Below are 24,230 nucleotides of genomic sequence, written 5' to 3' on the forward strand. Positions count from 1 at the left end.
GGCAATCACGCCCATCGATAACTGGTTTGAGTGGGTTGACGAAGGTGGCCCCAAAAAGCAGCCCTACCTGATCCGGCGCCGCGATGGCGCTCCGATCTTCTGCGCCGCCATCGGCCAACTGCCTGACGCTGATGAAGGCCCAGGCGAGCACGACGGTTTTGTCATCATCACCGCCGACAGCGCCGGCGGGATGGTGGACGTCCACGACCGGCGGCCGGTGGTGTTGACGCCGGAACTTGCGCAGGAATGGATTGACCCGGCCACGCCCAAGGGGCGTGCCGAGCAGATGGTTTTGCACCAAGGCGAACCGTCTGAGGTGTTCGAGTGGTTCAAAGTCGACACCGCAATCGGAAATGTGAGAAACAACGGGCCGGAGTTGATCCAGCCAATCAGTGAGCAAAAGCCTTGACGTACGCCTGGCACGCCCGAAGCGAACATGCCGCTGCACCAGGGATCACTTCGGGAATATTTCGCGTTGATTTTGTCGTCAGCTGTCAACTTGCGATTTTGCGCAGGTTTGCGTAGCTGCATGAACTTGACCACCCACCTGGACTGCCACCGACCAGTCAATTGCACTCGTGCTGACCCGCCGCTTGCATCGACTTGACCAACAGACGCAATCGTAACGGCCGGCAGATAACGACCTTGAGCAGGTTCACAGAACTCCCATGCGAATCTCCGTCTCTCATTCCAAGGCAGCTGTCGAATGTCTTCGGGGAACGTAAACACTGACAGGGGTACACCAGCGGCTAAACCTTTGTCTGGTGCTCAAGAAGCCTCGCAATAGCCGCATGTACTTCTGGAAACTGTACAAATCCCTCGCGATCGAGAAAATGTCCGCCGCCACTAACGACTTGCTGCTCGGCCTTTAGATGGCGAGAAAGTTCGATTGATGCTTTCGGCTCAACAATTGAATCGTTATCGGAAAACAGCGAGATGATTTTCTGTGTACGACGGCAAACTTCCGCGTGGTCTAGCGGCGCATCTGTGAAGGCGTGAAGTTCTGGCAGCGTAGACACCGTTCTATCAAAGCCGGAGACCAGCAAGACTCCGCCAGCTAGGGTGTGTGCGGGTAGGGACAACAAATGCCGTAAAGCAGTGATGCATCCAAGGCTATGCCCTATGAGAATTGTGTTTGTGTCGACTGCTGGCAGTGATTGCTGCAACGCCAATGCCCACTTTATTGGATCGGGATTGAACGAATCAGGCATAGCTGGAATGCTGACTCGCGCGCCTTGCGCCCGTAGCACCTTCGCCAACCAAGGAAACCAGTTCACATCGGGCGAGGCAGTGTAACCATGCACAACTACAATGTGTTTGCCGTCATAGCGGTTCGATGTTCTGTTGACTGCATACATATTGGGTATCAGAAATTAGCGGATTGGTCGGCCGCTGATACTACACTTTCTGCTGTCGACCGGCGCGGATGTCAAAGCCTAGAGATCCGGCGCCCAGTTCATGATCGCTGCTTTCCCCTGTCGCGGATTCGCTGTGCTGTAACGAATATCCATCGTCTCAATCCGGAACTCCTCAAACATCCGCCGAATATCTAGGTGATCGTTGATGCCCACCATTACCTTTCCTTCGCAGGCGCGCATGAACTCAACCCTTTGTTCGTACACCTCGAACCCCACGCGGCATAGTTAGCTCGCCCGGTGATCTGAATTAGGCCGCGGCCACGGGGTTTGGAACTGTCCCCCTTAACGGTGTTGCCCGGATCGGCGCGACCTTCATAGCCTGCCTGCTGCGCCGTGGGTCCCCAGATCTCGCGCACGTAGCGCAGTTGCCCCGACTCACGCCAAACCTGGGCGATGAACGCGGCCACGTGCAGCTTACCGACGATGCCATAACGGCCACTGACCGTGTCCAGCCCAGGAACGAAAACGCCGGCTTGACGGCCGGCGTTAGGGATGATCCGCAGCAACTGCTGCTCAGTGATGGGCATAGCTTTTCTCCAGACGGAAAAAACCGCACCAGGCGGGCTCATAATAAGCTTCTGTATTGTTTGTGACACGTTAGGAGATCGCTTGTAGAATCGCCGCCAAACCAATAGCACAACGCCTTAAAATCAAACCCAGGTGATGGAATATCTGAGAACATAAAGGGAAGAATTGTCTTTCTTGATTACATGAGGGTCTTTGCCTTCATGAGCGTGATGATCGGGCACAAGTTCTATGATGATCTAATTTGGATGGCCAGCTCGCCGGAGGTTCACATAACTTTTAGGGCATTAGCGCAGATGCTGATGCCTCTATGCCTGGGCGGTGCCGCAGGCGTAGTAGTCTTCTTTCTGACGTCTGGCTACATCATCACCAAGGTGTTGGCGAAGGAAGAGCCAAAAGAGTTCTTGGTGAAGCGCGTCTTTCGAATATACCCACTCTATATGATTGCAGTAGTCGCCGAATACCTCGCCGGTTACTGGGGTTATGGTCTTTATCCGGCAAGCACAAAAGAAGTGATCAGCCGCCTCCTGCTGGTGGGAGACTTCAATGGAACATTGAACGGATTGCACGGCGTCGAATGGACGTTGCGGATTGAGGTGCTTTTCTATGCGTTCATGGCGGTTTTAAAATACGCTGGTTTTTTTCGCACATGCAGGCACTTGCCAGCCGTATATCTCGTAGCGTTGGCCGGACTTTATCTATCAAGCCCTTTCCTGGTGCATGGACGTGGACGCTCGCTTACGTGACTGCTTATGCGCCTTTGCTCATATTCGGCTCGCTGATCATGTTGGCAGAGAGCCATCAAGCAATTCGAGCAAAGTGCATAGGGCTTATGACCATTATATTCGTGATGTTTCTGATTATGAGCGCGAAATTAGTGCCCGGCTGGAAAGAGTCAAACTATATGGCCTTTGGCGTTATGTTTTTTCTTGGGTTCTGGGTTCTTCGAACTAAAGTTGCACCAAATTTTGCAGTCAGCTTTCTTGCAGAGCTGACCTTCTCTGTATACTTAATGCATAACTGGGTTTGGATATACATAGATATGGCGCTCAGCTATTTTGGAGTAGGCACACAGTTTAGACAGATTCAAATACTGATAATCTTGTTTTTAATCTGTTACGGGCTTAATAGATATGTTGAGAAAACCTTCAACCGAATTGGTGCAAAACTAGCCAAACGCAGACCGGCTGGCCCAATCGGGGAAGCCAGCGCTGCATGACTGAATGCCTTTAGCGTTGACAGAAACTTCAATAGGTTCAGCTGGCACGCTACTCGTTTGGGATGCTGCAACAAGAAGGAAGGTGACGCGGCTTGCAGACGACGACCGCAGATACTGCCACTTGCAGTAAATCGAATTCATGTCAATTGACAGCGTTGCAACCTTGGAGGTTCGGGGAACGTGCGAAGAGGAAGCGCAATGCTGATGCTTTCACAAACACCAGCTGAGATCGGTGTGCTTGTTTGTCACGGCCGGCTCCGCCTAAGCCTGTGCAGCCTTCAACGCAGCGAGCTCTGCGCGCAATTCTTTGACAGCTCCCATCAAGTCCGTGATCAATGCCACCGGTTCGAGTTGCTGAACGCGGGGTTGGCCATCGTCGCCAACCCCATCTTTTTCGCTGGTGACGGCAAGCGTATTGACCACCTGCGCCTCGTGCACGATCAGCCCTTGATAAACGACGTCATCCCCTTTGAACACATCGCCAAACGGTTTGCGCTGGCAGGTGACGATCCGGTAAGCGTCGATACGCTCCAAGCATGATGCATTGGGCGCGTCCTTGATATATTTCTTGAAGCGGTAGTCAGCGCCGAACAGTGTCATCGTGCGCACGTACGTTGCGCCGATACACGTAAACATTTGAGCCGGTCAAGTTGAGGTTATAAGCGTTCGCCGTGTAAGCCCCGCCCGCACCCGATGCCATCGGCAAGGACCTGGACGAAGCTCGACTCAAATGGGCAAAACGGGAGGCCAAAGATAAACCGGGCGACCTGACGATCATGAAGGACATTTTTGACCGCTGTGATCGGGACGTCATCCCGAAAAGGGCAATCGGACACAGACCAATACCTGGCAGAGCTCAAACAATTCAGGCGGACGTTCGATAGCGCGCCCATCGACTCGATCACGCCAGCCAACATCGCCGGCTATCGCGATGCCCGAACGGCCAAGGTTCGCGCCAACAGGGAAATCGCCCTTCTTTTGCATGTGTTCAATATAGCTCGCGAGTGGGGACTTACCGAGCAAGAGAATCCCTGCCAAGGCGTCAGGAAGAGTAAGGAGCTGGCATGCGACTACTACGCACACGCAGTGGTCTGGGATGCGGTATACGGGATGGCGAGCCTGAACGGAAGGAAGCCATGGATCTGAGTTATTAACCGGTCAGCGGACAGCTGACGTGATCATCATGCGCAGCGACGATACTGAGGGTGATTACTTTCTGGTCACGCAAGGGAAAACCGGGCTGGAACTGAGGATCCTGATGCGTACAGAACCGGGGAAAACAGTCTTGGGAAATTAATCAGGGAGATAACTGAACGGAATGTCGGCCATCCAAGTACCTGCTGATCAACAGGCATGAAAAACGGATGAAAACGGATGTTGCGCTTGGCTCGACTGAAGGCGATCGACCAGGGCAACCCACTGCTTGCAGCCAAGATCGCCAGGGTTCAGTTTCGGGACATTCGCCCTGAAGCGCTGCCGGAAATCCTCGATATTGGGGATGCAAGCCCGCTGCTGGGGCATGGCGAGCATGAAATCACGCAGAGGGTTTACAGGAGGGTCGGAGCGACCGCGAAGCCGTCAAAGTAGAAAAGTTATGGAACACTCCCGCATTAGTTGTGGAACGCCTGCGGAAACTGGTGACGAAATCCACTTGCCCCAGAAACGCAAAAGCCCCGCTTTCGCGAGGCTTTTGTGTAAATCTTGGCGGGAAACCAGGGATTCGAACCCTGGGAACGCTATTAACGTTCGCCGGTTTTCAAGACCGGTGCATTCAACCACTCTGCCAATTTCCCTTTTGCGTCACAGGATTATAGTAGCCCTTCCCGTGTCAGCGGGCGCCATAATACCCGAATGAAACACACTGTCAAACTCTCGGCATCGCTTGTTACAGAGCGTCTGTTATGATCTTTGCGACTGAACGTTTCAAAACTGAAGGAGTGTCGCCATGCGCGAACAGAATTACGCAGTGAATGGTAACGCGCAGGCTGAGCAGCTTGAAGTCAGCCGCGTGTTGCGCAATACGTACGGCTTGCTCGCCCTTACCCTCGCATTCAGCGGCGTAATGGCGTATGTAGCGCAGCAAATGCGCGTTGGCTACCCGAATATCTTTGTCGTATTGATCGGTTTCTACGGTCTGTTTTTCCTGACCAACAAGCTGCGTGACTCGGCCTGGGGTCTGGTGTCGGCGTTTGCCTTGACGGGTTTCATGGGCTTTATCCTCGGCCCGATCCTCAACCGTTACCTCGGCATGGCCGGCGGCGCGGAAGTGGTCAGCTCGGCGTTTGCCATGACGGCCCTGGTCTTTGGTGGTCTGTCGGCCTACGTGCTGATCAGCCGCAAGGACATGAGTTTCCTGGGCGGTTTCATCACCGCTGGCTTCTTCGTGTTGCTGGCAGCAGTGGTCGCAGGCATGTTCTTCCAGATCAGCGGCCTGCAGTTGGCGATCAGCGCAGGGTTTGTGCTGTTCTCCTCTGTTTGCATCCTGTTCCAGACCAGCGCCATCATCCACGGCGGTGAGCGCAACTACATCATGGCGACCATCAGCCTGTATGTATCGATCTACAACCTGTTCATCAGCCTGTTGCAGATCTTCGGCATCATGGGCCGTGATGACTGATTGCTAGCGCCATAAAAAATGCCCCGCATCGAAAGATGCGGGGCATTTTTGCTTCTAACGGTTCAATACCGATTAGGTTCCATTTCCAGCTCAACCTTGAAGCGTTCAGCAATGTCCTGCTGGATACGCAGCGCCAGGTCGGCAATATCGTGCCCTGTCGCCGCACCATAGTTGACCAGCACCAGTGCTTGCATCTTATGCACGCCCGCATCGCCATCACGAAAGCCCTTCCAGCCGGCCTTATCGATCAGCCAGCCGGCCGCGAGTTTCATCTGCCCGTCAGCCTGCGGGTAAGCCACCAGGTCCGGATACAGCGCCTGTAGCTCTGCGGCAAGCGCTTGAGACACCAGCGGGTTCTTGAAAAAGCTCCCGGCATTACCCAGCTCCGCCGGGTCCGGCAGTTTTTCGCGGCGGATGCTGCAGATTGCGCGGCTGACGTCGCTGGGCGTCGCCTCGGTGATCCCCTGCCCGGCCAGGCGTTGCTGCACCGGGCCGTAGTCGAGCTTCAGGTGACTGGTGCGACTCAAGGCAAAACGCACGCGCAGAATCAACCAGCGCCCGGTTTCGTGTTTGAACAGGCTGTCGCGGTAAGCGAAGTTGCACTCTTGCAGGCTGAAGTCGCGCAGCTCGCCCGTTTGGCGGTCCAGAGCAGTCAGGCCGGCAAACACATCCTTGATCTCTACACCATAGGCACCAATGTTCTGCATCGGCGCGGCACCGACAGTGCCGGGGATCAGGCTGAGGTTTTCCAGACCGCAGAAACCGTGCTCCAGGGTCCACAGTACAAACGGGTGCCACGCTTCGCCCGCTTCGGCCTCGACCACCACCTGCTGCCCATCATCCTGCAACACGCGAATGCCTTGGGTCGCCATGCGCAACACCAACGCTTGAACGTCCTGGGTCAGCAATAAGTTGCTGCCGCCACCGATCACCAGCAGCGGCACTGCGTGCGCAGTCGCATAAGCCAGGGCCTCGCGGACATCGGCGTCACTATGGGCCTCGGCAAACAATTGGGCGCGTACGTCGATGCCAAAGCTGTTGAATGGCTTGAGCGATACCTGCGCAAGCACGTGCAAGGTCATAACCGCCCCTTCAATTCGATCACCAATAAATCACAGGCGCGCTCGATCAGGTCAAGAACCCGTTCAAAGCCTTGTTCACCTTCGTAGTAAGGGTCTGGCACGTCGTCCACTTCAGACTCAAAACGGCGCAGGAACAAGTCCAGCTCTGCTTTACCCTGCCCGGGGTGCAGCGCCTTGAGGTTGCGCAGGTTGCTGTGGTCCATGGCCAGAATCAGGTCATAACGTGCAAAGTCGGCACGCGAGACCTGTTGGGCACGCTGAGCCGACAGATCATACCCGCGCAGCAACGCCGCACTCTGGCTACGCTGGTCCGGCGGGTTGCCGACATGCCATTCACCGGTGCCCGCAGACGCCACTTCGACCTGGCCTGCCAAGCCCGCTTCGCGCAGTTTATGGCGCAATACGCCCTCGGCGGTGGGCGAACGACAGATGTTGCCCAGGCAGACAAACAGAACCTCCATCAGGCCCCCAGCAGGCGACGGACGCGCTCAAGGTCTTCGTGGGTATCGACACCGGCCGGCGGTGCTTCCAGCGCGTCGTCTACATGGATACGCACGCCATGCCACAAGGCACGCAGTTGCTCCAGAGATTCGGTGTTTTCCAACCAGCACGGGCCCCAGCTGACAAAGTCATGCAGGAAACCTGCGCGATAGGCATAGATACCGATGTGGCGGCGGTAAGGCACGCCCTCCGGCAAGACGTCGCGGCGCTTGGCAAACGCATCGCGCGCCCAGGGCAGGGTCGAGCGGCTGAAGGTCAGCGCCAGTCCATTGATGTCGCTGACCACCTTGACCACGTTCGGGTTGAACAGGGTGTCGATGTCTTCAATAGGCTCGGCCAGGGTCGCCATGCGCGCTTCGCCATGGGCAGCCAGGTTGGCGGCGACCTGATCGATCACGCTCGGCGGGATCAATGGCTCGTCGCCCTGCACGTTGACTACAATTGCATCCGCCGCCAAGCCCAACTGTGTGGCGACTTCGGCCAGGCGGTCGGTGCCGGAATTGTGGTCTTCGCGGGTCAACACCGCTTCAGCGCCAAAACCTTTGCAGGCCTCGATGATGCGCGGGTCATCGGTGGCCACCACGACCCGTTCGGCGCTGCTTTTGCAGGCCTGCTCCCACACCAGCTGGATCATCGGCTTGTTGCCGATCAATTGCAGCGGCTTACCCGGCAAGCGGGTCGATGCGTAGCGCGAAGGAATGACAACGGTAAAGGCGGTGGTCATTTATCCAGACGCTCATCGGTGGTCAGGGTACGGGCTTCGCTCTCCAGCATCACCGGGATGCCATCGCGGATCGGGTAAGCCAGGCCGGCGCCTTTGCTGATCAGCTCGGTTTTGTCGGCGCTTAGCTTGAGCGGGCCTTTGCAGATCGGGCAAGCGAGGATGTCGAGCAGTTTGGTGTCCATGAGCGTTTCCTGGGTAAAAGCGATTTAAGGCAAGAGTCGGGCGGGCAGCAAGCGCATCAGTTGCGTGTCGAACCAGGCGACAAACGCCGGTGACGGCAGCGCATCCACTGCAAGGTACCACCAGTCGGGACGGGCAAAGGCGCGGCACTTCACCGCGTCCTTTTCGGTCATGACCAGCGGCAATGCCGGCGTAAAATTCAAGACATCGGCGCTGTAGGGCGCGTGGTCGGCAAACGCATGCGGTATCGGCAGCCAGTGTAGCGTTTCAAGGGTAGTGAAGAAACGCTGCGGGTTGCCAATACCCGCGACCGCATGGACCTGCTGGCCCACCGGAAAATAATCGACGGGCTGGCGCTCACCGGTTTTCAAATTGATCAGCGCCGTGGGTTGCAGACGGAAGGCGAAGCCATCCTCGCGATCGGACGCGGCACCGTTATAGAGCAGCGCATCGACACTCTGCAGACGCTCGACCGGCTCACGCAAAGGCCCGGCCGGCAAGCAACGGCGGTTGCCGAGGCCACGGGCGGCGTCGATCAACACCAGTTCAAGGTCTCGGGCCAGGCGGTAATGCTGCAGGCCGTCGTCGGAAAGAATCAGGTCAAGGGGCTCGCTGGCCAGCAGCGCTTTCACCGCGCGACTGCGGTCTGGGTCAATCATCAGCGGGACGCCGCTGCGCTGCACGATCAGCAACGGCTCGTCACCGGCCACTTCAGGGCTTTGGCTCGCCTCGACCCGCCACGGCAACTGCGGCGGTTTGGCACCGTAACCGCGACTGACCACCCCTACCCGCAAACCACTGCGCCGGCAGTGATCGATAAGCCACAGAATCAGCGGCGTTTTGCCCGTGCCGCCCACAGTGATATTACCGACCACCACCACCGGTACCGGCGATTGATAGATCGCGCCCTCGCCCGCCAGAAAACGCGCACGTTTGCGCTGCACCACGCGGCGATACAAAGACTCCAGCGGCCGCAGCAGCGTGAGTGCCGGGTGGCCTTCGTACCAGGCCTTGAGCAAACGATCGGACATGGTCATCAGGGTTGGGCCGCCGCCTCTACGGTGGTCATGCGCAGATGCGTGAAGCCGAGCTTGCCGGCAGCATCCATCGCGGTGATCACGGCTTGATGCTGGGTTTTGCCGTCTGCACTGATCGAAAGTGGCATGTTTGTATCGCCGCCGGATTCTTTCTGCAAGGCGTCCATCAGGCTGGTGAGGTCATTTTTCTCAAGCAATTGGTTATTCACCGAAAACACCCCGTCGGCGCTGATGGCAATATCCAATTGCTTGGCATCCTGGTCCTCGGCCGGCGAGCCGCTCACCGCTTCCGGCAAGTCGACACGCAGCTGGGTTTGCCGGGTGAACGTGGTGGTGACGACGAAGAACAGCAGCAGGATGAACACCACGTCAATCAGCGACGCGAGGTTGATATCAACGTTTTCCCGTTGCTTGCGGCGAAATTTCACACCCGGCCCTCGACGAAATCGACATCACGATCGCCCTGCACCACTTCCACCAGTTTGATCGCTTCCTGCTCCATACCGACGACGAGTTCATCGATGCGGCGTTGCAGGAAACGGTGGAAAAACACCGAAGGAATACCGACCATCAGGCCCGCAGCCGTGGTAATCAGGGCCTTGGAGATACCGCCTGCCAATACCGCGGCATTAGTGGTCATACCTGAGCCCATGAACGAGCTGAAAATATCAATCATGCCCAGCACCGTACCCAGCAGGCCAAGCAATGGCGCCATGGCCGCGATGGTGCCGAGCGCATTGATATAGCGCTCCATCTCGTGGATGACCCGGGCGGCGGCTTCCTCAATGCACTCTTTCATGATCTCGCGACCATGTTTGGAGTTGGCAAGGCCGGCAGCCAGGATTTCACCCAGGGGGGAGTTGGCGCGCAATTCCTTGAGTTTGTCTTTATCCAGTTGCTTGTTTTTGATCCAGCCCCACACCTGCCCCAGCAAATGCTCGGGCGTGATGCGGCTGGCACGCAGGGTCCACAGGCGTTCGGCGACGATGCCGAGTGCGGCGATGGAGCTCAAGATGATCGGCAACATCATCCAGCCGCCGGATTTGACCAATTCCCACACAGTGAATGTCCCCTCGAAAAAGTGCGCCACTTTACCATATAGGTTCGTCAGCGGGGCTCGTCAGCCACCGGCCCGCCCGTCGCGGGCCCGGGCCCTGGGCGATGTTGGTTTAGGGTAACGCGTCACGCCAGAAGCGGCGTTGACTGCGAGCAACATCAGGTGGTTGAAAGGCGCCCAATTGCACCCGCACGGCGCCTTGCTCGGCGCTGTCGTACACGCGACTGCCCAACGCCTGATAACGCGCCAGCACTTGCGGGTGCGGATGACCGAACGCGTTGCCACGCCCCCGTGAGATCAGGACCGATTTGGGCGCAAGTTGTTCCAGCAAGGGCCAGGATGAAGAACTGCGACTGCCATGATGCGGCGCCTGCAGCCAATCGGTCCGTACCGCCAGGGGGGACGCGAGGAAGGCCCGTTCGGCAGCGCGGTCAATATCGCCGGTCAACAGCAGGCGTTCGCCGTTGGCCCTTACACCCAATACACAGGATTTCGGATTGCTGCTAGTGGCGCCAGGCCACTGCCACAATTCAAACGCCACACCGTCCCACTCCCATTGCTCGCCACTGACACAGGGTTGGGCATCGAGCAATGCCGGCAAGCCTTGGGTTTCTCCTCCGATTACCCGCTGGACTGCAAGCCCTTGGGCAACTGCTGCCGCACCGCCCGCGTGGTCCGCGTGAGCATGGCTGATCACCAACAGGTCCAAGGTCTCGACCCCGAGCTTTTTCAACGCGGGCAGCACCACACGCGCGCCAAGGTCAAACTCGCCGGAACGCGGCCCCGCATCGTAAAGCAAGGTGTGATGACGCGTGCGCAGGACCAGCGCCTGTCCCTGGCCGACATCCAACTGCACCACTTCAACCTGCCCGACAGGCACGGGCTGCCTGGGTGGAAAGACCGCCAGCAGCAGCATTGGCCAGCCCAGCAGCCGAAACGGCAGGCCTTGGGGCAGCAGCAACAACACCGCGCCCGCCAGGCTTACACACCAATACACCAGGGGCACCTCGGCCGGTATCCAGGCGGGCTGCTGGCTCGCCAGCAGCGTCAGGGCCCTGAAAAGCCCATCAAGTGCGCCGCCGGCCAGCCACAGCAAGCTTTCACCCACAAACGGAATCGCCAGCAGCGCAGTCCCCAGCAGCGCCAATGGCAATACCACCAGGCTGATCCATGGCACGGCAAACAGATTCGCCACTGGCGCGCTCAGGCTTACAGGCAAGCCCAGCACCAGCAGTAACGGAAATAAACCGATGGCAATCAACCACTGTGGACGCGTCCATGCGTGCCAAAGACTCCATGGCCCCAAGCGCCCGCTGAAGGCCAGTACCAGCACCGCGACGGCCGCGAACGACAACCAGAACCCCGGCTGCAAACTCGCCAACGGTTCCAGCACCAGCACGGCGTCGAGCGCCAACAACAGTGGCCACCAGATCCCCAGATGCCGGAAGCGCAAACGCCACAGCAATACCAGGCCAACCATCACACAGGCCCGTTGTACCGGCACACCAGACCCAGCCAACAGGCCGTATCCCAGCGCGGCGGCAAAGGCCAGGCCACACGCCCATGGCAGCCACGGCAAGGCTCGAGGCCAACAGCCGTGGCGGGCGAGCCCGGCCACCAGACCGTAGATCAACCCCGCCAGCAAGCCGATGTGCTGGCCGGAAATCACCAGCAGGTGCACGGTTCCGGTGTCCTGCAATACCTGCCAGTCGCTGGCAGCCAGCCCAGAGCCATCGCCCAATACCAACGCCGCCAAACCCGCCTCGCGCCCTTGGGCGTCCACCGCCGCCAAGCGTTGCCGGACAGCATCGCGCCAGGCATTGCGGGCTGGCGCCAGGCGCTGGCCGTCCTTGACCGATCCCGTGGCCCCGATACGTTGGGCCAGGAGCCAGGCTTCGTGGTCAAAACCGTGAAAGTTGAGCAGCCCCGTGGGCCGCTTCAACGTGATCGCCAGGCGCCAACGCTCACCGCTGTTGACTGGCGGGCCACCGTGCCAGGACACCCGAATACGTTTGGGTAAGCGGGCTGTGCGTGACCGACCGTCGGTCAGTTCAAACCGTACGCCGGTGCTCGTCTGCTGCGCCAACCCGGTCACGCGGCCTTCTACCCAGCGCGTCTGACCATCCAGCGCCGGCTTCAGACGGTCGTCCAACGCCCACTGCGCGCTCAGGCACGCCCAGCCCAATCCGAACAGGAAAAAGGCCACCGGGTAGGTGCGAAAAGGCAACAACATCAATGCAATCACCCAAATGGCCAGTAACCATCCGGTAGGCGCCAGTGCGGGCAAAAGTCGCAACGAAAGCAGGCCAAGTCCGAGCGCAAACATGCCGATTTTCATGAATCATCCTTTGCAAGTGATCCACTCAGTCTTAGTCGCTCGCCCAGCGCTGCCGATGATGTTTTGTCACAAAGTCTGAATTTTCTGTTTATAGAATGCGGGCATACTTGCCCCTCGAACTGACCTGGACCCCTTATGCCCCGGCGCTTATTCAAACGGTACATGCCCGATCCCACGAGTATCAGGCAACACAAGTCTTTACGATTTCTCGGCACGTTGCTGCATGACCCCAACCTCTGGCACCTGAACCGGCACTCCGTAGCGCGCGCCATGGCGGTGGGCCTGTTCGCGGCATTCATCCCGATTCCGCTGCAGATGTTGCTGGCCGCGATCCTGGCGATTGTGGTGCGCGGCAATATGCCTATCGCCGTCAGCCTGGTGTGGCTGACCAACCCGATCACCATGCCGGTGGTGTTTATCTGCACTTACCTGACCGGTGCCTGGCTGATGAACGTGCCGCCGCGCAGCCTGCCGGACAACCTCACCTGGGAGTGGATCAGCGGCCAGTTGAGCACGCTGTGGCAGCCATTCCTGTTGGGGTCGGTGGTCTTGGGGCTGGTGTTGGGCGCGCTGGCCTACTGCCTGACCATGGGCTATTGGCGTTGGTGGGTCGCGCACCAGTGGAAGAAGCGCAAGCAGCGTCGCGCGTGAAAAAAGCTAACGCGCCAACAGACGCAAATGGACCCGCAGGCCTTGCCCGGTATTTTCCGCCCACAAACGCCCGCCCTGACGCTGTACGGCATTACGGGCGATGCTCAGGCCCAGGCCGAAACCGCCATCACCGGGCCGTGACCCTTCCAAGCGTGTGAAAGGCGCGAAAATTCGCTCCAGGTCACGCTCATCAATGCCGGCGCCCTGATCCTCCAGCCAGATATGCCAGTAATCAGCGTCTCGACAGCCATCAAGCTGCACCCGCCCGTGCGGGGGCGAATGCCGAATGGCGTTACGCAGGATGTTTTCCAGGGCCTGAGCCAGCGCGTTCAGGTTGCCCTGTACCCAGCAGTCTGCGGGCAACCGGCAAGGTAAACGCGACGCCGGCCAGTCACTTTCAAAGCAGGCGTTTTCCCTCAGCATGTCCCACAGGGCCGGAAGTTGAATATCTTCATTGGGCAACGGCGTGCGCTCGCTGTCCAGCCAGGCCAGCTGCAGGCTGTCTTCCACCAGGCGCTGCATGGCATCGATTTCCCGGCCCAGGCGCTCACGCAACTGCGTCAAATCCTGTTCGCTGTCGCAGGCCACGCGCAAACGGCTCAACGGTGTGCGCAGCTCATGGGACATGTCCCGCAACAGTTGTTGCTGCAACACCACCGTGCCCTGCAAGCGCTCGGACATATGGTCAAATGCCCGGCCCAGTTCACCCAGCTCGTCCTGACGGCTGGTAGCCTCGCGCGACATGCGCGTATTCAATTGATCGGCGCGCCAGGCATTGGCCTGCTCACGCAATTGATTGAGGGGCATGATCAAAAGCCGGTAAAGCCCAATACACAGCAACAGCGTAAACAGGCCGGGAATCACGCCATTGGTCACCACGCGCCAAAACAGCTGGTAGCGCCCAGGCATGAAACGCTGGGGCAGTTCAATCACCAGTGAACCCGCACCTGGGTCGACTGGAAACGGGATTTTCATCCACGGCAGGCCTTTGACATGCCGGCTGACCGGCCACTCCAACCCGCGCAGAAAGGTCAGGCGCTGGCTTTCCTTGTCACTCAGTGGCGTGCTGCTCAAAGACTGCAAGTCGTTGCCGATTACACCGATCCACGTGGACTCACGCTTGGCCATAAGCGCTAACCAGGCATCCACGCCTGCCCTGCCCTGGGTACTCCAGGCCAGTTCGGCGCCCGCGGCATAACCCCGCAGAATCTCGCGCGACTCCTCGGCCACGTAGGCATTCTGCTCTTCCATGTAGCGGCCCCAGGACCAACTGAGCCAAATCATCAGCAAACAGAAAGCGATCAGCAGGCAGGCCAGTTTCCAGAATAACGAATGCTTGCCCGGCAACCGCTCAAAGCCCTTCATCATGGCCGCTCAGTACGTAACCCTTGCCCCACACCGTGCGCACTTCACACTCGCTGTAGCCGATGGCCTTGAGCTTGCGGCGAATCTGGCTGACGTGCATGTCCAGACTGCGGTCGTGGGGCGCATAACCGCGCTGCAACACATGCTGATAGAGGAAGGCTTTGCTGAGCACTTCGTCAGCATTGCGGTGCAGGGTTTCCAACAGGCGGTATTCGCTGCGGGTCAGCCCGGCCCAGTGCGCCTGATAAAAGACATCGCACAGCTCGTCGTCAAAGCGCAGCGTGCGAGTGTCGTCGCGCACCGCCCGAGGCGTGGGCAGCGGGCGCCGATCCAGGGCCACGCGGCGCAAGATCGCTTCAATGCGCACCCGCAGCTCGATCATGCTGAACGGCTTGGGCAGATAGTCGTCCGCACCGAGGCGAAAGCCACTGATACGGTCGGCTTCTGCGCCCAGCGCCGACATCAGGATCACCGGGATCGCATGGTTCTGGCGCAGATGGGTGAGGATCGACAACCCGTCCATCCCGGGCAGCAGGATATCCATCAACACCACGTCGAACGCCTGGTCGCGGGCCATTTGCAGACCTTGCTGGCCGTTCTGGCACCAGGTCACCTGGAAGCCACAGCGGCCCAGATGCTCATGCACATAAGCACCCAGCACAGGGTCATCTTCGATTGTCAGGATACTGGGTGAGCCAGCTGCGGGAGTCATTAGCGTCTGCAAGTCATTCTCAATCGCTGATTATTCAAGATTAAACTGCCCCAGGCAATCGCCACCCGGCTCTCAATGGCCCGAAGATTGCGGTATGTCATTAATTTGCGAGATTCCAGACCGCGCAAATGGCTACACTGCGCAGGTGGCGTGGGCCGGATGCCCGCGCAGATAATCGAAAACAATGTGGTAGCAGGAGAGTGGCGTGCTTAGAAGAATGGGGATAAAAGGCCGCGTACTGTTGCTGACCTTATTACCGACCAGCCTGATGGCCCTGTTGTTGGGGGGTTATTTCACCTGGATGCAGCTCACGGAGTTGCAAACCCAATTGCTGCAGCGTGGCGAAATGATTGCCGAGCAGTTGGCGCCGCTGGTAGCCCCTGCCCTGAGTAGCAAGAACACCGACCTGCTGGAACGCATCGCCACCCAGTCGCTGGAACAACCCGACGTGCGTGCCGTGTCGTTTCTGGCGCCGGACCGCTCGCCCCTGGCGCACGCCGGCCCGACCATGCTCAACCAGCCGCCCGTCGGTAACAGCTCCCACCTGCTGCAGCGCACCGGCAATGACGCCACGCGCTACCTGCTGCCGGTATTTGGCCGCCACCGCAACCTCGCAGGCGAGCTGATCCCCGATGAAGCCGATCGTTTGCTGGGCTGGGTCGAGGTAGAGCTGTCGCACAATGGCATGTTGTTGCGCGGCTACCGCAGCCTGTTCGCCAGCTTGCTGTTGATCGCCATCGGCCTGATCTGCACTGCCGCGCTTGCGCTGCGGATCAGCCGCACGATCAACTCGCCGATTGGCCAGATCAAGCTGGCCGTGGCCCAACTCAAGGACGGCAACCTGGAAACCCGCTTGCCACCCTTGGGCAGCCAGGAACTGGACCAGTTGGCCTCGGGCATCAATCGCATGGCCGAAACCCTGCAAAATGCCCAGGAAGAGTTGCAGCACAGCATCGATCAGGCCACCGAAGACGTGCGCCAAAACCTGGAAACCATTGAAATCCAGAACATCGAGCTGGACCTGGCGCGCAAAGAGGCCCTGGAGGCCAGCCGTATCAAGTCGGAGTTCCTGGCCAACATGAGCCATGAAATCCGCACCCCGCTCAATGGCATTCTCGGTTTCACTCACTTGTTGCAAAAAAGCGAACTGTCACCGCGCCAACTGGACTACCTGGGCACCATCGAAAAGTCCGCCGACAACCTGCTGGGCATCATCAACGAAATTCTCGACTTCTCGAAAATCGAGGCCGGCAAGCTGGTACTCGACAGCGTGCCTTTCAACCTGCGCGACTTGCTGCAAGACACCCTGACCATCCTCGCGCCCGCCGCCCATGCCAAGCAGTTGGAACTGGTCAGCCTGGTGTACCGCGACACCCCGTTGGCGCTGGTCGGCGACCCGTTGCGACTCAAGCAGATCCTCACCGACCTGATCAGCAATGCGATCAAGTTCACCCGCGAAGGCACTATCGTGGCCCGCGCGATGGTCGAGGACGAACAGGAGGACAGCGTACAGCTGCGCATCAGTGTGCAAGACACCGGCATCGGCTTGTCCAACCAGGACGTGCGCGCACTGTTTCAGGCGTTCAGCCAGGCCGACAATTCCCTGTCACGGCAACCGGGCGGTACCGGCTTGGGCCTGGTGATCTCGAAACGACTGATCGAGCAGATGGGCGGTGAGATCGGTGTCGACAGCACGCCGGGAGAAGGCTCTGAATTCTGGATCAGCCTCAACCTGCCGAAAACCCGCGATGACGTCGACGACCTGCCCTCTGCGCCACTGCTGGGGCGTCGCGTGGCGGTGCTGGAAAACCACGAGCTGGCGCGTCAGGCCCTGCAACACCAACTGGAAGATTGCGGCCTGGAAGTGACGCCGTTCAACACCCTGGAAAGCCTCACCAACGGCATCACCAGCGCGCATCAGACCGAGCAGGCCATCGACCTTGCCGTACTCGGCGTCACGGCCAATGATATTCCGCCCGAACGCCTCAACCAGCATTTGTGGGACCTGGAACATCTGGGCTGCAAAGTGCTGGTGCTGTGCCCGACCACCGAACAGATGCTGTTCAACCAATCAGTGCCCAACCCCAACAGCCAGTTGCAGGCCAAACCCGCCTGCACGCGCAAATTGCGCCGCGCACTGGCCGACCTGATCAGCCCGCGCCCATTGCGCAGCGAACCCGGCGAGCCGCTGTCCAGCCGCGCGCCGCGCGTGCTCTGCGTGGATGACAACCCGGCAAACCTGCTGCTGGTACAAACCCTGCTCGAAGACATGGGCGCCAAGGTGCAGGCGGTAGAAAGCGGTTATGCCGCCATTGACGCGGTGAAACAGGAAACATTCGACCTGGTGCTGATGGACGTACAAATGCCCGGCATGGACGGCCGCCAAAGCACCGAGGCTATCCGCCAATGGGAAAGCGAGCGCCACGGTACGCCGTTGCCGGTGGTAGCCCTCACCGCCCATGCCATGGCCAACGAAAAACGCGCGCTGCTGCAAAGCGGCATGGACGACTACCTGACCAAACCCATCAGCGAACGCCAACTGGCCCAAGTGGTGCTGAAGTGGACCGGCCTGGCCCTGCGCAACCAAGGCCCGGAACGCACCAACGACAGTTCGGGCACAGGCGTGAAACTGTTGGTACTGGACCATGAGGAAGGCCTGCGTCTGGCGGCCAACAAATCCGATCTGGCCGCCGACATGCTCGCCATGCTGCTGGCCTCTCTGGAAGCCGACCGCCTGGCGATCACCGTCGCCCGCGAAGCCAAAGACAACAATGCACTGATTGAGCGCGTCCACCGGCTGCACGGCGCCACCCGTTACTGCGGTGTGCCGCAATTGCGCGCCGCCTGCCAACGCGCCGAGACCTTGCTCAAGCAGGACGACGCCAAGGCCATGGCGGCCCTGGATGAACTGGACATGGCGATTGCCCGCCTGGCCAGTGAGGCGCGCGTCAGCGCCTGAGTTTATTTTATAAGCGCGGGCACTTGCGGCGCGGGTTTGCTCCTGTCTTCAAGGGTCTGCGCTTGCAACTCGCAACTTGCAGGGAGCTTTTTAATGCGCGTCATTCTTTTCAGCAGCCAGACCTACGACCGCGACAGTTTTCTTGGCGAGCCACTGCCGGCCGGCCTTGAGCTGCAATTTCAGCCTGCGCGGCTCAATCTCGACACCGTGGCCCTGGCCGAACACCACGAAGTGGTTTGCGCGTTTATCAATGACGACCTCAGCGCTCCGGTGCTGGAGCAACTGGCCGCAGGCGGCACGCGTCTGATTGCCCTGCGCTCGGCCGGTTACAACCATGTCGACCTGCCCGCCGCCCAGCGCCTGGGCCTGACCATCGTGCGGGTGCCGGCCTACTCGCCTCACGCGGTGGCCGAGCATGCCGTGGCGCTGATTCTCGCCCTTAACCGCCGCCTGCATCGCGCCTACAACCGCACCCGCGATGGCGATTTCAGCTTGCACGGGCTGACCGGTTTCGACCTGGTGGGCAAGACCATCGGCGTGGTCGGCACCGGGCAGATCGGCGCCACGTTCGCCAAGATAATGGCCGGCTTCGGCTGCCAATTGCTGGCCTACGACCCTTTCCCCAACCCGCAGGTGCAGGCCCTCGGCGCACGTTACGTGAGCCTGCCCGAGCTGCTGGCGCACGCGCAGATCATCAGCCTGCATTGCCCGCTGACCGCCGACAGCCAACACCTGATCAACGCCCGCTCCCTGGCGCAGATGCAGCGCGGCGCAATGCTGATCAACACCGGCCGTGGTGGCCTGGTGGACACGCCGGCGCTGATCGAAGCCCTCAAGGACGGCCAACTCGGCTACCTAGGGCTGGATGTGTATGAAGAAGAGGCCCAGCTGTTTTTCGAAGACCGCTCCGACCTGCCGCTGCAAGACGACGTGCTCGCACGCCTGTTGACGTTCCCCAACGTGATCATCACCGCCCACCAGGCATTTCTCACCCGCGAGGCCCTGGCGGCCATCGCCAGCACCACGTTGGGCAATATTGCCGCGTGGGCCAAAGGCCAGCCGCAGAACCTGGTCGAAGGATGATCGGCGGTCACATACCAGGCTCATGATAGGCCGGCACCCGTGATAGGATGCCGCGCCTATTTGGAGGATCCATGGCCGAACACGATTTCCGCTTCAGCTTGCTGAGCCCGCAACACACTCTGATCGAATGCCGCGCCCTGGTGCCGGGCCGTTATCAAGTCACCGGCAACGGTGGTTCGATCAAACACGGCGACGTGCTGATCGTCACCCTGCGTGGCAGTAAAACCCTGTCTATGCGCCTGACCGTCGAAGGTGATGCGCGCTACTCCATTCGCCCGGCAGGCCAATGGGTCGCCATGGCCCAGGGGCCGAAATTCGGCGAGCTGGAAATTCATACCTGGAAGGTCAACTGCGACAGCTGCGACACCGTGCTGGAATTTGAATTCGCGGTAGAAACCAAGCTGACCAAAGAGCCGCTGCAACCTGCCGCCAACGCGCGCATCAAGGCATTGGGCTGGGCCAGCGAAGGCGACAAGCATCGCTGCCCCAAATGCCAGCAGGCCGCGCAATGAAAGGCCCGCTGCTGCTCGCGGCCGTCGGCATAGGCCTGACCGGCTGCGCCGGCGATGCGGTGAAGCTCAAGCAGGATCACAGCTACGTGGTGGAATGGATTGGTGAGCGGCCGCTGATGGATTACGCGCACCTGACCGTCACCCTTGGCGCCGATGGTCGCGCCTACGGCAATGGCGGTTGCAACCACTGGTTTGCGCCGTACACCGTAGAGGGTGACAAGCTGAACTTCGGCAAGATCGGCAGCACGCGCAAACTCTGCGCCGAGGCCTTGATGGAGCAGGAGCACCGCTTCTTCCAGGCCCTGCAAGGCGTCGAGCGTTGGGACATCTCGCCGATCGAGCAGACGCGTTTCTGGCCAGCTGAAGGCAAGCCTATTCGGCTGTGGCTTGAAGAAGGCTGATCGACATCATTGCAAACGGGCTTTGTTGTGGAAGCTGGCCTGCCTGCGACAGCATCGACTCGGTATCACAGACGTACCGGGTCGCCCGCATCGCAGGCTAGCCGCCTCCCGCACAGTTAACCGCGTAGGGCTTTGAGTTTGGCGAGCACCCCTTGCGCCGTCTGCTCGCCCATCAACTGTTCGCGCACCTTGCCCTTGTCATCAATGATGTAGGTCACCGGCAACGCCTCGCTGCGCGGGATATCGAAAATCTCTTCCGGGTTCTGCGCCAGTACGGTGAACTTGATCCCCAGCTTCTCGCTGGCGGCCTTGAGTTCTTCACCCTGCACATTGTCAAAGTTGACCCCGAAAACCCCAACGTTCTGCCCTTTCAGCTGCTCGGCCAAGGCATTGAGTTCCGGGATCTCCGTGCGGCACGGGCCGCACCATTCCGCCCAGTAGTTGACCACCACCCAGTGTTTGTCCAAGCGCTCTGACGCGACCTTGTTACCGTATTGGTCAACGCCGTAGTCGTTACCGCAGCCGCTGAGCAGCAGGGTTGTGATGATCGCCAATGCACCGATCAGTCGCCTTGTCATGGGGTAATCCTTCGCAAAAAATGAACGTTGGCTGCGACCTATCGCCTCTTACGGTTTAAGGACAGGACGCTGCGCAGGTAGAATACCTGCCACCTTACGCAAGATGCGACCCGCACATGACCGATCTGACGCTTTATCACAACCCGCGCTGCTCGAAATCCCGCGGAGCGCTCGAACTGCTGGAAGCCCGCGGCCTCACGCCCACCGTCGTGCGCTACCTCGAAACCCCGCTGAACGCCGCGCAATTAAAGGCGCTGCTGGGCAAGCTGGGCATCAGCGCACGCCAATTGCTGCGCACCGGCGAAGACGAATACAAAGCCCTCAACCTGGCCGACGCCAGCCTCAGCGAAGCGCAACTGATTGCCGCGATTGCCGAACACCCGAAGCTGATGGAACGTCCGATCCTGGAAACCGCCGATAAAGCCGTGATTGGCCGCCCGCCGGAAAACCTGCTGGAGTTGCTGCCGTGACCGCGCCCTATGTGCTGGTGTTGTATTACAGCCGCAATGGCTCGGTGAGCGAAATGGCCCGGCAGATTGCCCGCGGTATCGAGCAAGGCGGGATGGAAGCAAGATTGCGCACCGTGCCGGCGATCTCCACCGAGTGCGAAGCGGTGGCACCGAGCATTCCCGACGAAGGCGCGCTGTATGCCAGCCTCGATGACCTGAAAAACTGCTCGGGCCTGGCCCTTGGCAGCCCGACCCGCTTTGGCAACATGGCCGCGCCGCTCAAGTATTTCCTCGACGGCACCAGCAACCTGTGGCTGACCGGCGCCCTCGTCGGCAAGCCAGCCGGCGTGTTCACTTCCACGGCCAGCCTGCACGGCGGCCAGGAAACCACGCTGATGTCGATGCTGCTGCCATTGCTGCACCACGGCATGTTGATTACCGGCCTGCCCTACAGCGAACAAGCACTGCTCGACACCCAGGGCGGCGGCACGCCGTACGGCGCCAGCCATCACTCGGGGCCCGACGGCAAGCGCATGCTCGACCAACACGAAATCACCCTGTGCCGCGCCCTCGGCCTGCGCCTGGCCACCACCGCCATGTTGCTGGAGAACGGCCGTGGCCAGAAAGCCTAAGGTCCTGCCGCCCCAGGCGTGGCTGGAACCCCGGGTCAACGTCGCACGCGTGCTCAGCCTGCTGGCGTTTTTTGGGCTAGTGGGTTTGCTGTGCGGGTATTACCTGTTCGTCGCCGACCTGCACGGCGCGCGCCCGTGGGTGATCCTGCTGATCGAACTGGTGCCGCTGCTGGTGCTGGCGCCGGGCATGCTGCTCGGCAGCGCACGCGGGCATTCGTGGATGTGCTTTGTGGTGAATTTGTATTTCATCAAGGGCGCGCTGGCGGCCTATGATCCGAACCGGCAGTGGTTCGGGGTGCTGGAAATGCTCGCGAGCCTGGCGGTGTTTTGTACCGCACTGTTATATGTGCGGTGGCGGCATCAGTTGAATCGGCGGCTGGCGGCAGATGTGCAGCCGGCCTGAAGACCGCTATCGCAGGCAAGCAGCCCCCACACTTGATCGGCGGCGCGGTCAAAATGTGGGAGCTGGCTTGCCTGCGATAGCCTTACCTCGGTCTCAATGATTCACTGTGTAAGCCAGCATCATCGACAACTGACACATCGGCCGCCCGCTTTCGGCGTGCCATTGGTTGAATGCGCCCTGCACCGTCGCCAGATCGCGCAGGCTGGTCGGTACTTTGTCGACGATCTTCTGCGCATTCAACGCCGCCACCACGTCATAGCTCGGTACAAACGTGTCCTTGCCCACCATGCGCAAAAAACGCGGCGCCGACAGCCCGCCCAACTGGTGGCCGTGCTTGCTCAGGTACTTCCACAAGCCGACGATATCGGTCACCGGCCAGTCCGCGACAAAGGCGCCGAAGCTGCCCTTTTCCTGCTCAATGTCCAAAATCATCTGCGCATTGCGCGGCACGCTCTTGAGCTTGCCCAGGTGACGAATGATGCGCGTGTCTTGCATCAGACGCTCCAGGTGTTCGGCGCCCATCAGCACGACCTTTTCCGGGTCAAAGCCGAAAAACACCTGCTCGAACGCGGGCCACTTGCCATCCACCACACTGTGCTTGAGCCCGGCGCGAAATACCCGCAGAGCCAGGGTCGACAGGTAGCGATCGTCACTGATTTTGCGCAACTGTGCCGGGGTCTTGGGAACAGGCAGGTGGGCTTCCAACTCGGCCGCTGAACCAAAACGGTTCAGACAATATTCGTGCAGCCACTTGTAATCGCGCATGCCCTCTCCTGGCAATTGAATTGAAGACGGCGCCCGTGAGCGCCGTCTTTCAGAGCGTTGAAACGTGTTAGAGGTTCACAACATTGACGAAGCGCGACGCGGCGCTCTCATCGATTTTCAGGCTGGTGAAGTCGAACAGGTTGCGGTCGGCCAGCTGCGAGGGGATCACATTCTGCAGGCTGCGGAAGATGCTTTCAGTGCGGCCCGGGGTCTTGCGCTCCCAGTCCACGAGCATTTCCTTGACCACCTGGCGCTGCAGGTTTTCCTGGGAGCCGCACAGGTTGCACGGGATGATCGGAAATTGCTTGAAGTCGGAGTAGGCCTGGATGTCTTTCTCGTTGCAATACGCGAGCGGCCGGATCACCACGTTGCGGCCGTCATCGGCGCGCAGCTTGGGCGGCATGGCCTTGAGGGAGCCATTGAAGAACATATTGAGGAAGAACGTCTCGACGATGTCGTCACGGTGGTGACCGAGGGCCATCTTGGTCGCGCCGATCTCATCGGCAAAGGTGTAGAGCGTGCCACGGCGCAGGCGCGAGCACAGCGAGCAGGTGGTCTTGCCTTCCGGGATCAACTCCTTGACCACCGAATAGGTGTCTTTTTCGACGATGTGGTACTCGATGCCCAGCGCTTTCAAGTAGGCGGGCAATACGTGCTCGGGGAAGCCCGGCTGTTTCTGGTCCATGTTCACAGCGACGATCTCGAACTTGATCGGCGCGACCTTTTGCAGGTGCAACAGCACGTCGAGCATGGTGTAGCTGTCTTTGCCGCCGGAGAGGCAGACCATGACCTTGTCGCCGTCCTCGATCATGTTGAAATCGGCGACCGCTTCACCGGCCAGGCGACGCAGGCGTTTTTGCAGTTTGTTCTGGTTGACCGTAAGAGTGCCCATGGCGCTTGGATCCGCTAGAGATGTGTGACGAAAAGCCCGGCATTTTACCTTCATGACCGACCGAGTTCCAATGTGGGAGCTGGCTTGCCTGCGATGGCGCTGTGACACACACGTGTAACTGGCTGACCCA

At 59.7% G+C, this 24,230-nt stretch carries 28 protein-coding genes, 1 tRNA gene and 3 pseudogenes; 14 read left to right on the forward strand and 18 right to left on the reverse strand.

The features are described from left to right. Positions 1 to 409: pseudogene (locus AACV02_RS28800) on the forward strand (SOS response-associated peptidase family protein); the annotation flags it as partial. Between the two features lie 340 nt (positions 410 to 749). Here AACV02_RS28800 and AACV02_RS28805 read toward each other — a convergent pair. From AACV02_RS28805 to AACV02_RS28815, 3 genes and pseudogenes are all read right to left on the reverse strand, one after another. After that, positions 750 to 1,358 carry an RBBP9/YdeN family alpha/beta hydrolase gene (locus AACV02_RS28805; RefSeq protein WP_119736208.1) on the reverse strand — a complete coding sequence of 203 codons (609 nt, stop codon included), beginning with the start codon at positions 1,356 to 1,358 and terminating at the stop codon, positions 750 to 752. A gap of 78 nt (positions 1,359 to 1,436) precedes the next feature. Beyond that, a pseudogene (locus tag AACV02_RS28810) lies at positions 1,437 to 1,628 on the reverse strand (DNA adenine methylase); the annotation flags it as partial. Then, a pseudogene (locus tag AACV02_RS28815) lies at positions 1,628 to 1,945 on the reverse strand (glycoside hydrolase family 19 protein); the annotation flags it as partial. The pseudogenes AACV02_RS28815 and AACV02_RS28810, both read right to left, overlap by 1 nt. Before the next feature lie 165 nt (positions 1,946 to 2,110). On the opposite strand from AACV02_RS28815, the gene AACV02_RS28820 reads away from it, so the two are divergent. Together AACV02_RS28820 and AACV02_RS28825 are read left to right on the forward strand one after the other, a co-directional pair. After that, positions 2,111 to 2,689, forward strand: a complete 579-nt coding sequence (locus tag AACV02_RS28820; protein WP_256680270.1) for an acyltransferase family protein — start codon at positions 2,111 to 2,113, stop codon at positions 2,687 to 2,689. Continuing rightward, entirely contained in the window at positions 2,686 to 3,162 is a 477-nt protein-coding gene (locus AACV02_RS28825) for a hypothetical protein (RefSeq protein ID WP_119736215.1), read from the forward strand. The genes AACV02_RS28820 and AACV02_RS28825 overlap by 4 nt, the downstream gene beginning before the upstream one ends. A gap of 261 nt (positions 3,163 to 3,423) precedes the next feature. Here the strand turns inward: AACV02_RS28825 and AACV02_RS28830 are convergent, their stop codons facing one another. After that, on the reverse strand, positions 3,424 to 3,762 hold the full coding sequence (locus AACV02_RS28830) for a hypothetical protein (RefSeq protein ID WP_372239721.1): 339 nt from the start codon (positions 3,760 to 3,762) through the stop codon (positions 3,424 to 3,426). 189 nt (positions 3,763 to 3,951) lie between these two features. On the opposite strand from AACV02_RS28830, the gene AACV02_RS28835 reads away from it, so the two are divergent. Beyond that, complete coding sequence (locus tag AACV02_RS28835) at positions 3,952 to 4,308, forward strand: hypothetical protein (protein ID WP_119736217.1); 357 nt, start codon at positions 3,952 to 3,954, stop codon at positions 4,306 to 4,308. A 228-nt stretch (positions 4,309 to 4,536) separates the two neighbouring features. Continuing rightward, positions 4,537 to 4,749, forward strand: a complete 213-nt coding sequence (locus AACV02_RS28840; RefSeq protein ID WP_119736219.1) for a hypothetical protein — start codon at positions 4,537 to 4,539, stop codon at positions 4,747 to 4,749. Between the two features lie 115 nt (positions 4,750 to 4,864). Here AACV02_RS28840 and AACV02_RS28845 read toward each other — a convergent pair. Further along, a tRNA-Ser gene (locus tag AACV02_RS28845) sits at positions 4,865 to 4,955 on the reverse strand. A gap of 152 nt (positions 4,956 to 5,107) precedes the next feature. Here AACV02_RS28845 and AACV02_RS28850 point away from each other — a divergent pair. After that, on the forward strand, positions 5,108 to 5,779 hold the full coding sequence (locus AACV02_RS28850) for a Bax inhibitor-1/YccA family protein (RefSeq protein ID WP_060755618.1): 672 nt from the start codon (positions 5,108 to 5,110) through the stop codon (positions 5,777 to 5,779). A gap of 62 nt (positions 5,780 to 5,841) precedes the next feature. Here the strand turns inward: AACV02_RS28850 and murB are convergent, their stop codons facing one another. The 8 genes from murB to AACV02_RS28890 all read right to left on the reverse strand — a co-directional run bounded on the left by murB (position 5,842) and on the right by AACV02_RS28890 (position 12,698). Then, positions 5,842 to 6,861 (reverse strand): UDP-N-acetylmuramate dehydrogenase, encoded by a 1,020-nt coding sequence (gene murB, locus AACV02_RS28855; RefSeq protein WP_119736221.1) that lies wholly within the window; start codon positions 6,859 to 6,861, stop codon positions 5,842 to 5,844. Continuing rightward, complete coding sequence (locus AACV02_RS28860) at positions 6,858 to 7,322, reverse strand: low molecular weight protein-tyrosine-phosphatase (RefSeq protein ID WP_119736223.1); 465 nt, start codon at positions 7,320 to 7,322, stop codon at positions 6,858 to 6,860. Before AACV02_RS28860 ends, murB begins: the two co-directional genes overlap by 4 nt. Continuing rightward, positions 7,322 to 8,086 (reverse strand): 3-deoxy-manno-octulosonate cytidylyltransferase, encoded by a 765-nt coding sequence (kdsB, locus tag AACV02_RS28865; protein ID WP_119736225.1) that lies wholly within the window; start codon positions 8,084 to 8,086, stop codon positions 7,322 to 7,324. The genes AACV02_RS28860 and kdsB overlap by 1 nt, the downstream gene beginning before the upstream one ends. Next, complete coding sequence (locus AACV02_RS28870) at positions 8,083 to 8,268, reverse strand: Trm112 family protein (protein ID WP_003174668.1); 186 nt, start codon at positions 8,266 to 8,268, stop codon at positions 8,083 to 8,085. Before AACV02_RS28870 ends, kdsB begins: the two co-directional genes overlap by 4 nt. A gap of 24 nt (positions 8,269 to 8,292) precedes the next feature. Further along, on the reverse strand, positions 8,293 to 9,303 hold the full coding sequence (gene lpxK / locus AACV02_RS28875; protein ID WP_119736227.1) for a tetraacyldisaccharide 4'-kinase: 1,011 nt from the start codon (positions 9,301 to 9,303) through the stop codon (positions 8,293 to 8,295). Further along, complete coding sequence (locus tag AACV02_RS28880) at positions 9,303 to 9,731, reverse strand: ExbD/TolR family protein (protein WP_106579831.1); 429 nt, start codon at positions 9,729 to 9,731, stop codon at positions 9,303 to 9,305. Before AACV02_RS28880 ends, lpxK begins: the two co-directional genes overlap by 1 nt. Then, positions 9,728 to 10,363 (reverse strand): MotA/TolQ/ExbB proton channel family protein, encoded by a 636-nt coding sequence (locus AACV02_RS28885; protein WP_106579832.1) that lies wholly within the window; start codon positions 10,361 to 10,363, stop codon positions 9,728 to 9,730. Before AACV02_RS28885 ends, AACV02_RS28880 begins: the two co-directional genes overlap by 4 nt. 109 nt (positions 10,364 to 10,472) lie before the next feature. Further along, positions 10,473 to 12,698 (reverse strand): DNA internalization-related competence protein ComEC/Rec2, encoded by a 2,226-nt coding sequence (locus AACV02_RS28890; RefSeq protein ID WP_119736229.1) that lies wholly within the window; start codon positions 12,696 to 12,698, stop codon positions 10,473 to 10,475. 135 nt (positions 12,699 to 12,833) lie between these two features. Between AACV02_RS28890 and AACV02_RS28895 the strand changes: the two genes are divergently transcribed. Continuing rightward, positions 12,834 to 13,349 (forward strand): DUF2062 domain-containing protein, encoded by a 516-nt coding sequence (locus AACV02_RS28895; protein WP_119736231.1) that lies wholly within the window; start codon positions 12,834 to 12,836, stop codon positions 13,347 to 13,349. 6 nt (positions 13,350 to 13,355) lie between these two features. Here the strand turns inward: AACV02_RS28895 and AACV02_RS28900 are convergent, their stop codons facing one another. Together AACV02_RS28900 and AACV02_RS28905 are read right to left on the reverse strand one after the other, a co-directional pair. Continuing rightward, positions 13,356 to 14,714: a sensor histidine kinase gene (locus tag AACV02_RS28900; RefSeq protein ID WP_119736233.1), complete on the reverse strand. Its 1,359-nt coding sequence runs from the start codon at positions 14,712 to 14,714 to the stop codon at positions 13,356 to 13,358. After that, positions 14,701 to 15,426: a response regulator transcription factor gene (locus tag AACV02_RS28905; RefSeq protein WP_119736235.1), complete on the reverse strand. Its 726-nt coding sequence runs from the start codon at positions 15,424 to 15,426 to the stop codon at positions 14,701 to 14,703. Before AACV02_RS28905 ends, AACV02_RS28900 begins: the two co-directional genes overlap by 14 nt. A 205-nt stretch (positions 15,427 to 15,631) precedes the next feature. Between AACV02_RS28905 and AACV02_RS28910 the strand changes: the two genes are divergently transcribed. The 4 genes from AACV02_RS28910 to AACV02_RS28925 all read left to right on the forward strand — a co-directional run bounded on the left by AACV02_RS28910 (position 15,632) and on the right by AACV02_RS28925 (position 20,381). Further along, positions 15,632 to 18,385, forward strand: coding sequence for a response regulator (locus tag AACV02_RS28910; RefSeq protein ID WP_119736237.1), 2,754 nt, complete (start codon positions 15,632 to 15,634; stop codon positions 18,383 to 18,385). A gap of 93 nt (positions 18,386 to 18,478) precedes the next feature. Continuing rightward, positions 18,479 to 19,468: a 2-hydroxyacid dehydrogenase gene (locus AACV02_RS28915; protein ID WP_119736239.1), complete on the forward strand. Its 990-nt coding sequence runs from the start codon at positions 18,479 to 18,481 to the stop codon at positions 19,466 to 19,468. 71 nt (positions 19,469 to 19,539) lie between these two features. Further along, positions 19,540 to 19,980, forward strand: coding sequence for a hypothetical protein (locus tag AACV02_RS28920; RefSeq protein ID WP_106579838.1), 441 nt, complete (start codon positions 19,540 to 19,542; stop codon positions 19,978 to 19,980). Next, positions 19,977 to 20,381 carry an META domain-containing protein gene (locus tag AACV02_RS28925; protein WP_106579839.1) on the forward strand — a complete coding sequence of 135 codons (405 nt, stop codon included), beginning with the start codon at positions 19,977 to 19,979 and terminating at the stop codon, positions 20,379 to 20,381. Before AACV02_RS28920 ends, AACV02_RS28925 begins: the two co-directional genes overlap by 4 nt. A 116-nt stretch (positions 20,382 to 20,497) precedes the next feature. Here the strand turns inward: AACV02_RS28925 and AACV02_RS28930 are convergent, their stop codons facing one another. Beyond that, positions 20,498 to 20,959 (reverse strand): TlpA disulfide reductase family protein, encoded by a 462-nt coding sequence (locus AACV02_RS28930; RefSeq protein ID WP_106579840.1) that lies wholly within the window; start codon positions 20,957 to 20,959, stop codon positions 20,498 to 20,500. 116 nt (positions 20,960 to 21,075) lie between these two features. Between AACV02_RS28930 and arsC the strand changes: the two genes are divergently transcribed. Genes arsC through AACV02_RS28945 form a run of 3 tightly spaced genes read left to right on the forward strand, consistent with a single transcriptional unit; the run spans position 21,076 to position 22,443 of the window. Beyond that, complete coding sequence (arsC, locus tag AACV02_RS28935; protein WP_119736241.1) at positions 21,076 to 21,429, forward strand: arsenate reductase (glutaredoxin); 354 nt, start codon at positions 21,076 to 21,078, stop codon at positions 21,427 to 21,429. Then, positions 21,426 to 22,040: an NAD(P)H:quinone oxidoreductase gene (wrbA, locus tag AACV02_RS28940; protein ID WP_106579842.1), complete on the forward strand. Its 615-nt coding sequence runs from the start codon at positions 21,426 to 21,428 to the stop codon at positions 22,038 to 22,040. Before arsC ends, wrbA begins: the two co-directional genes overlap by 4 nt. Then, the gene (locus AACV02_RS28945; RefSeq protein WP_119736243.1) at positions 22,024 to 22,443 is read left to right on the forward strand and encodes a DUF2069 domain-containing protein; all 420 of its coding nucleotides are present in this window, start codon (positions 22,024 to 22,026) and stop codon (positions 22,441 to 22,443) included. Before wrbA ends, AACV02_RS28945 begins: the two co-directional genes overlap by 17 nt. Before the next feature lie 93 nt (positions 22,444 to 22,536). On the opposite strand, the gene AACV02_RS28950 is transcribed toward AACV02_RS28945, so the two are convergent. Together AACV02_RS28950 and ttcA are read right to left on the reverse strand one after the other, a co-directional pair. Next, the gene (locus tag AACV02_RS28950) at positions 22,537 to 23,208 is read right to left on the reverse strand and encodes a DNA-3-methyladenine glycosylase I (RefSeq protein WP_119736245.1); all 672 of its coding nucleotides are present in this window, start codon (positions 23,206 to 23,208) and stop codon (positions 22,537 to 22,539) included. Between the two features lie 67 nt (positions 23,209 to 23,275). Next, a complete protein-coding gene (gene ttcA, locus AACV02_RS28955; RefSeq protein ID WP_106579845.1) occupies positions 23,276 to 24,100 on the reverse strand; it encodes a tRNA 2-thiocytidine(32) synthetase TtcA in 825 nt (274 codons plus the stop codon). Positions 24,101 to 24,230: the final 130 nt, after the last annotated feature.

Source organism: Pseudomonas sp. Larv2_ips, from assembly GCF_963879675.1.
Classification (GTDB): Bacteria; Pseudomonadota; Gammaproteobacteria; order Pseudomonadales; family Pseudomonadaceae; genus Aquipseudomonas.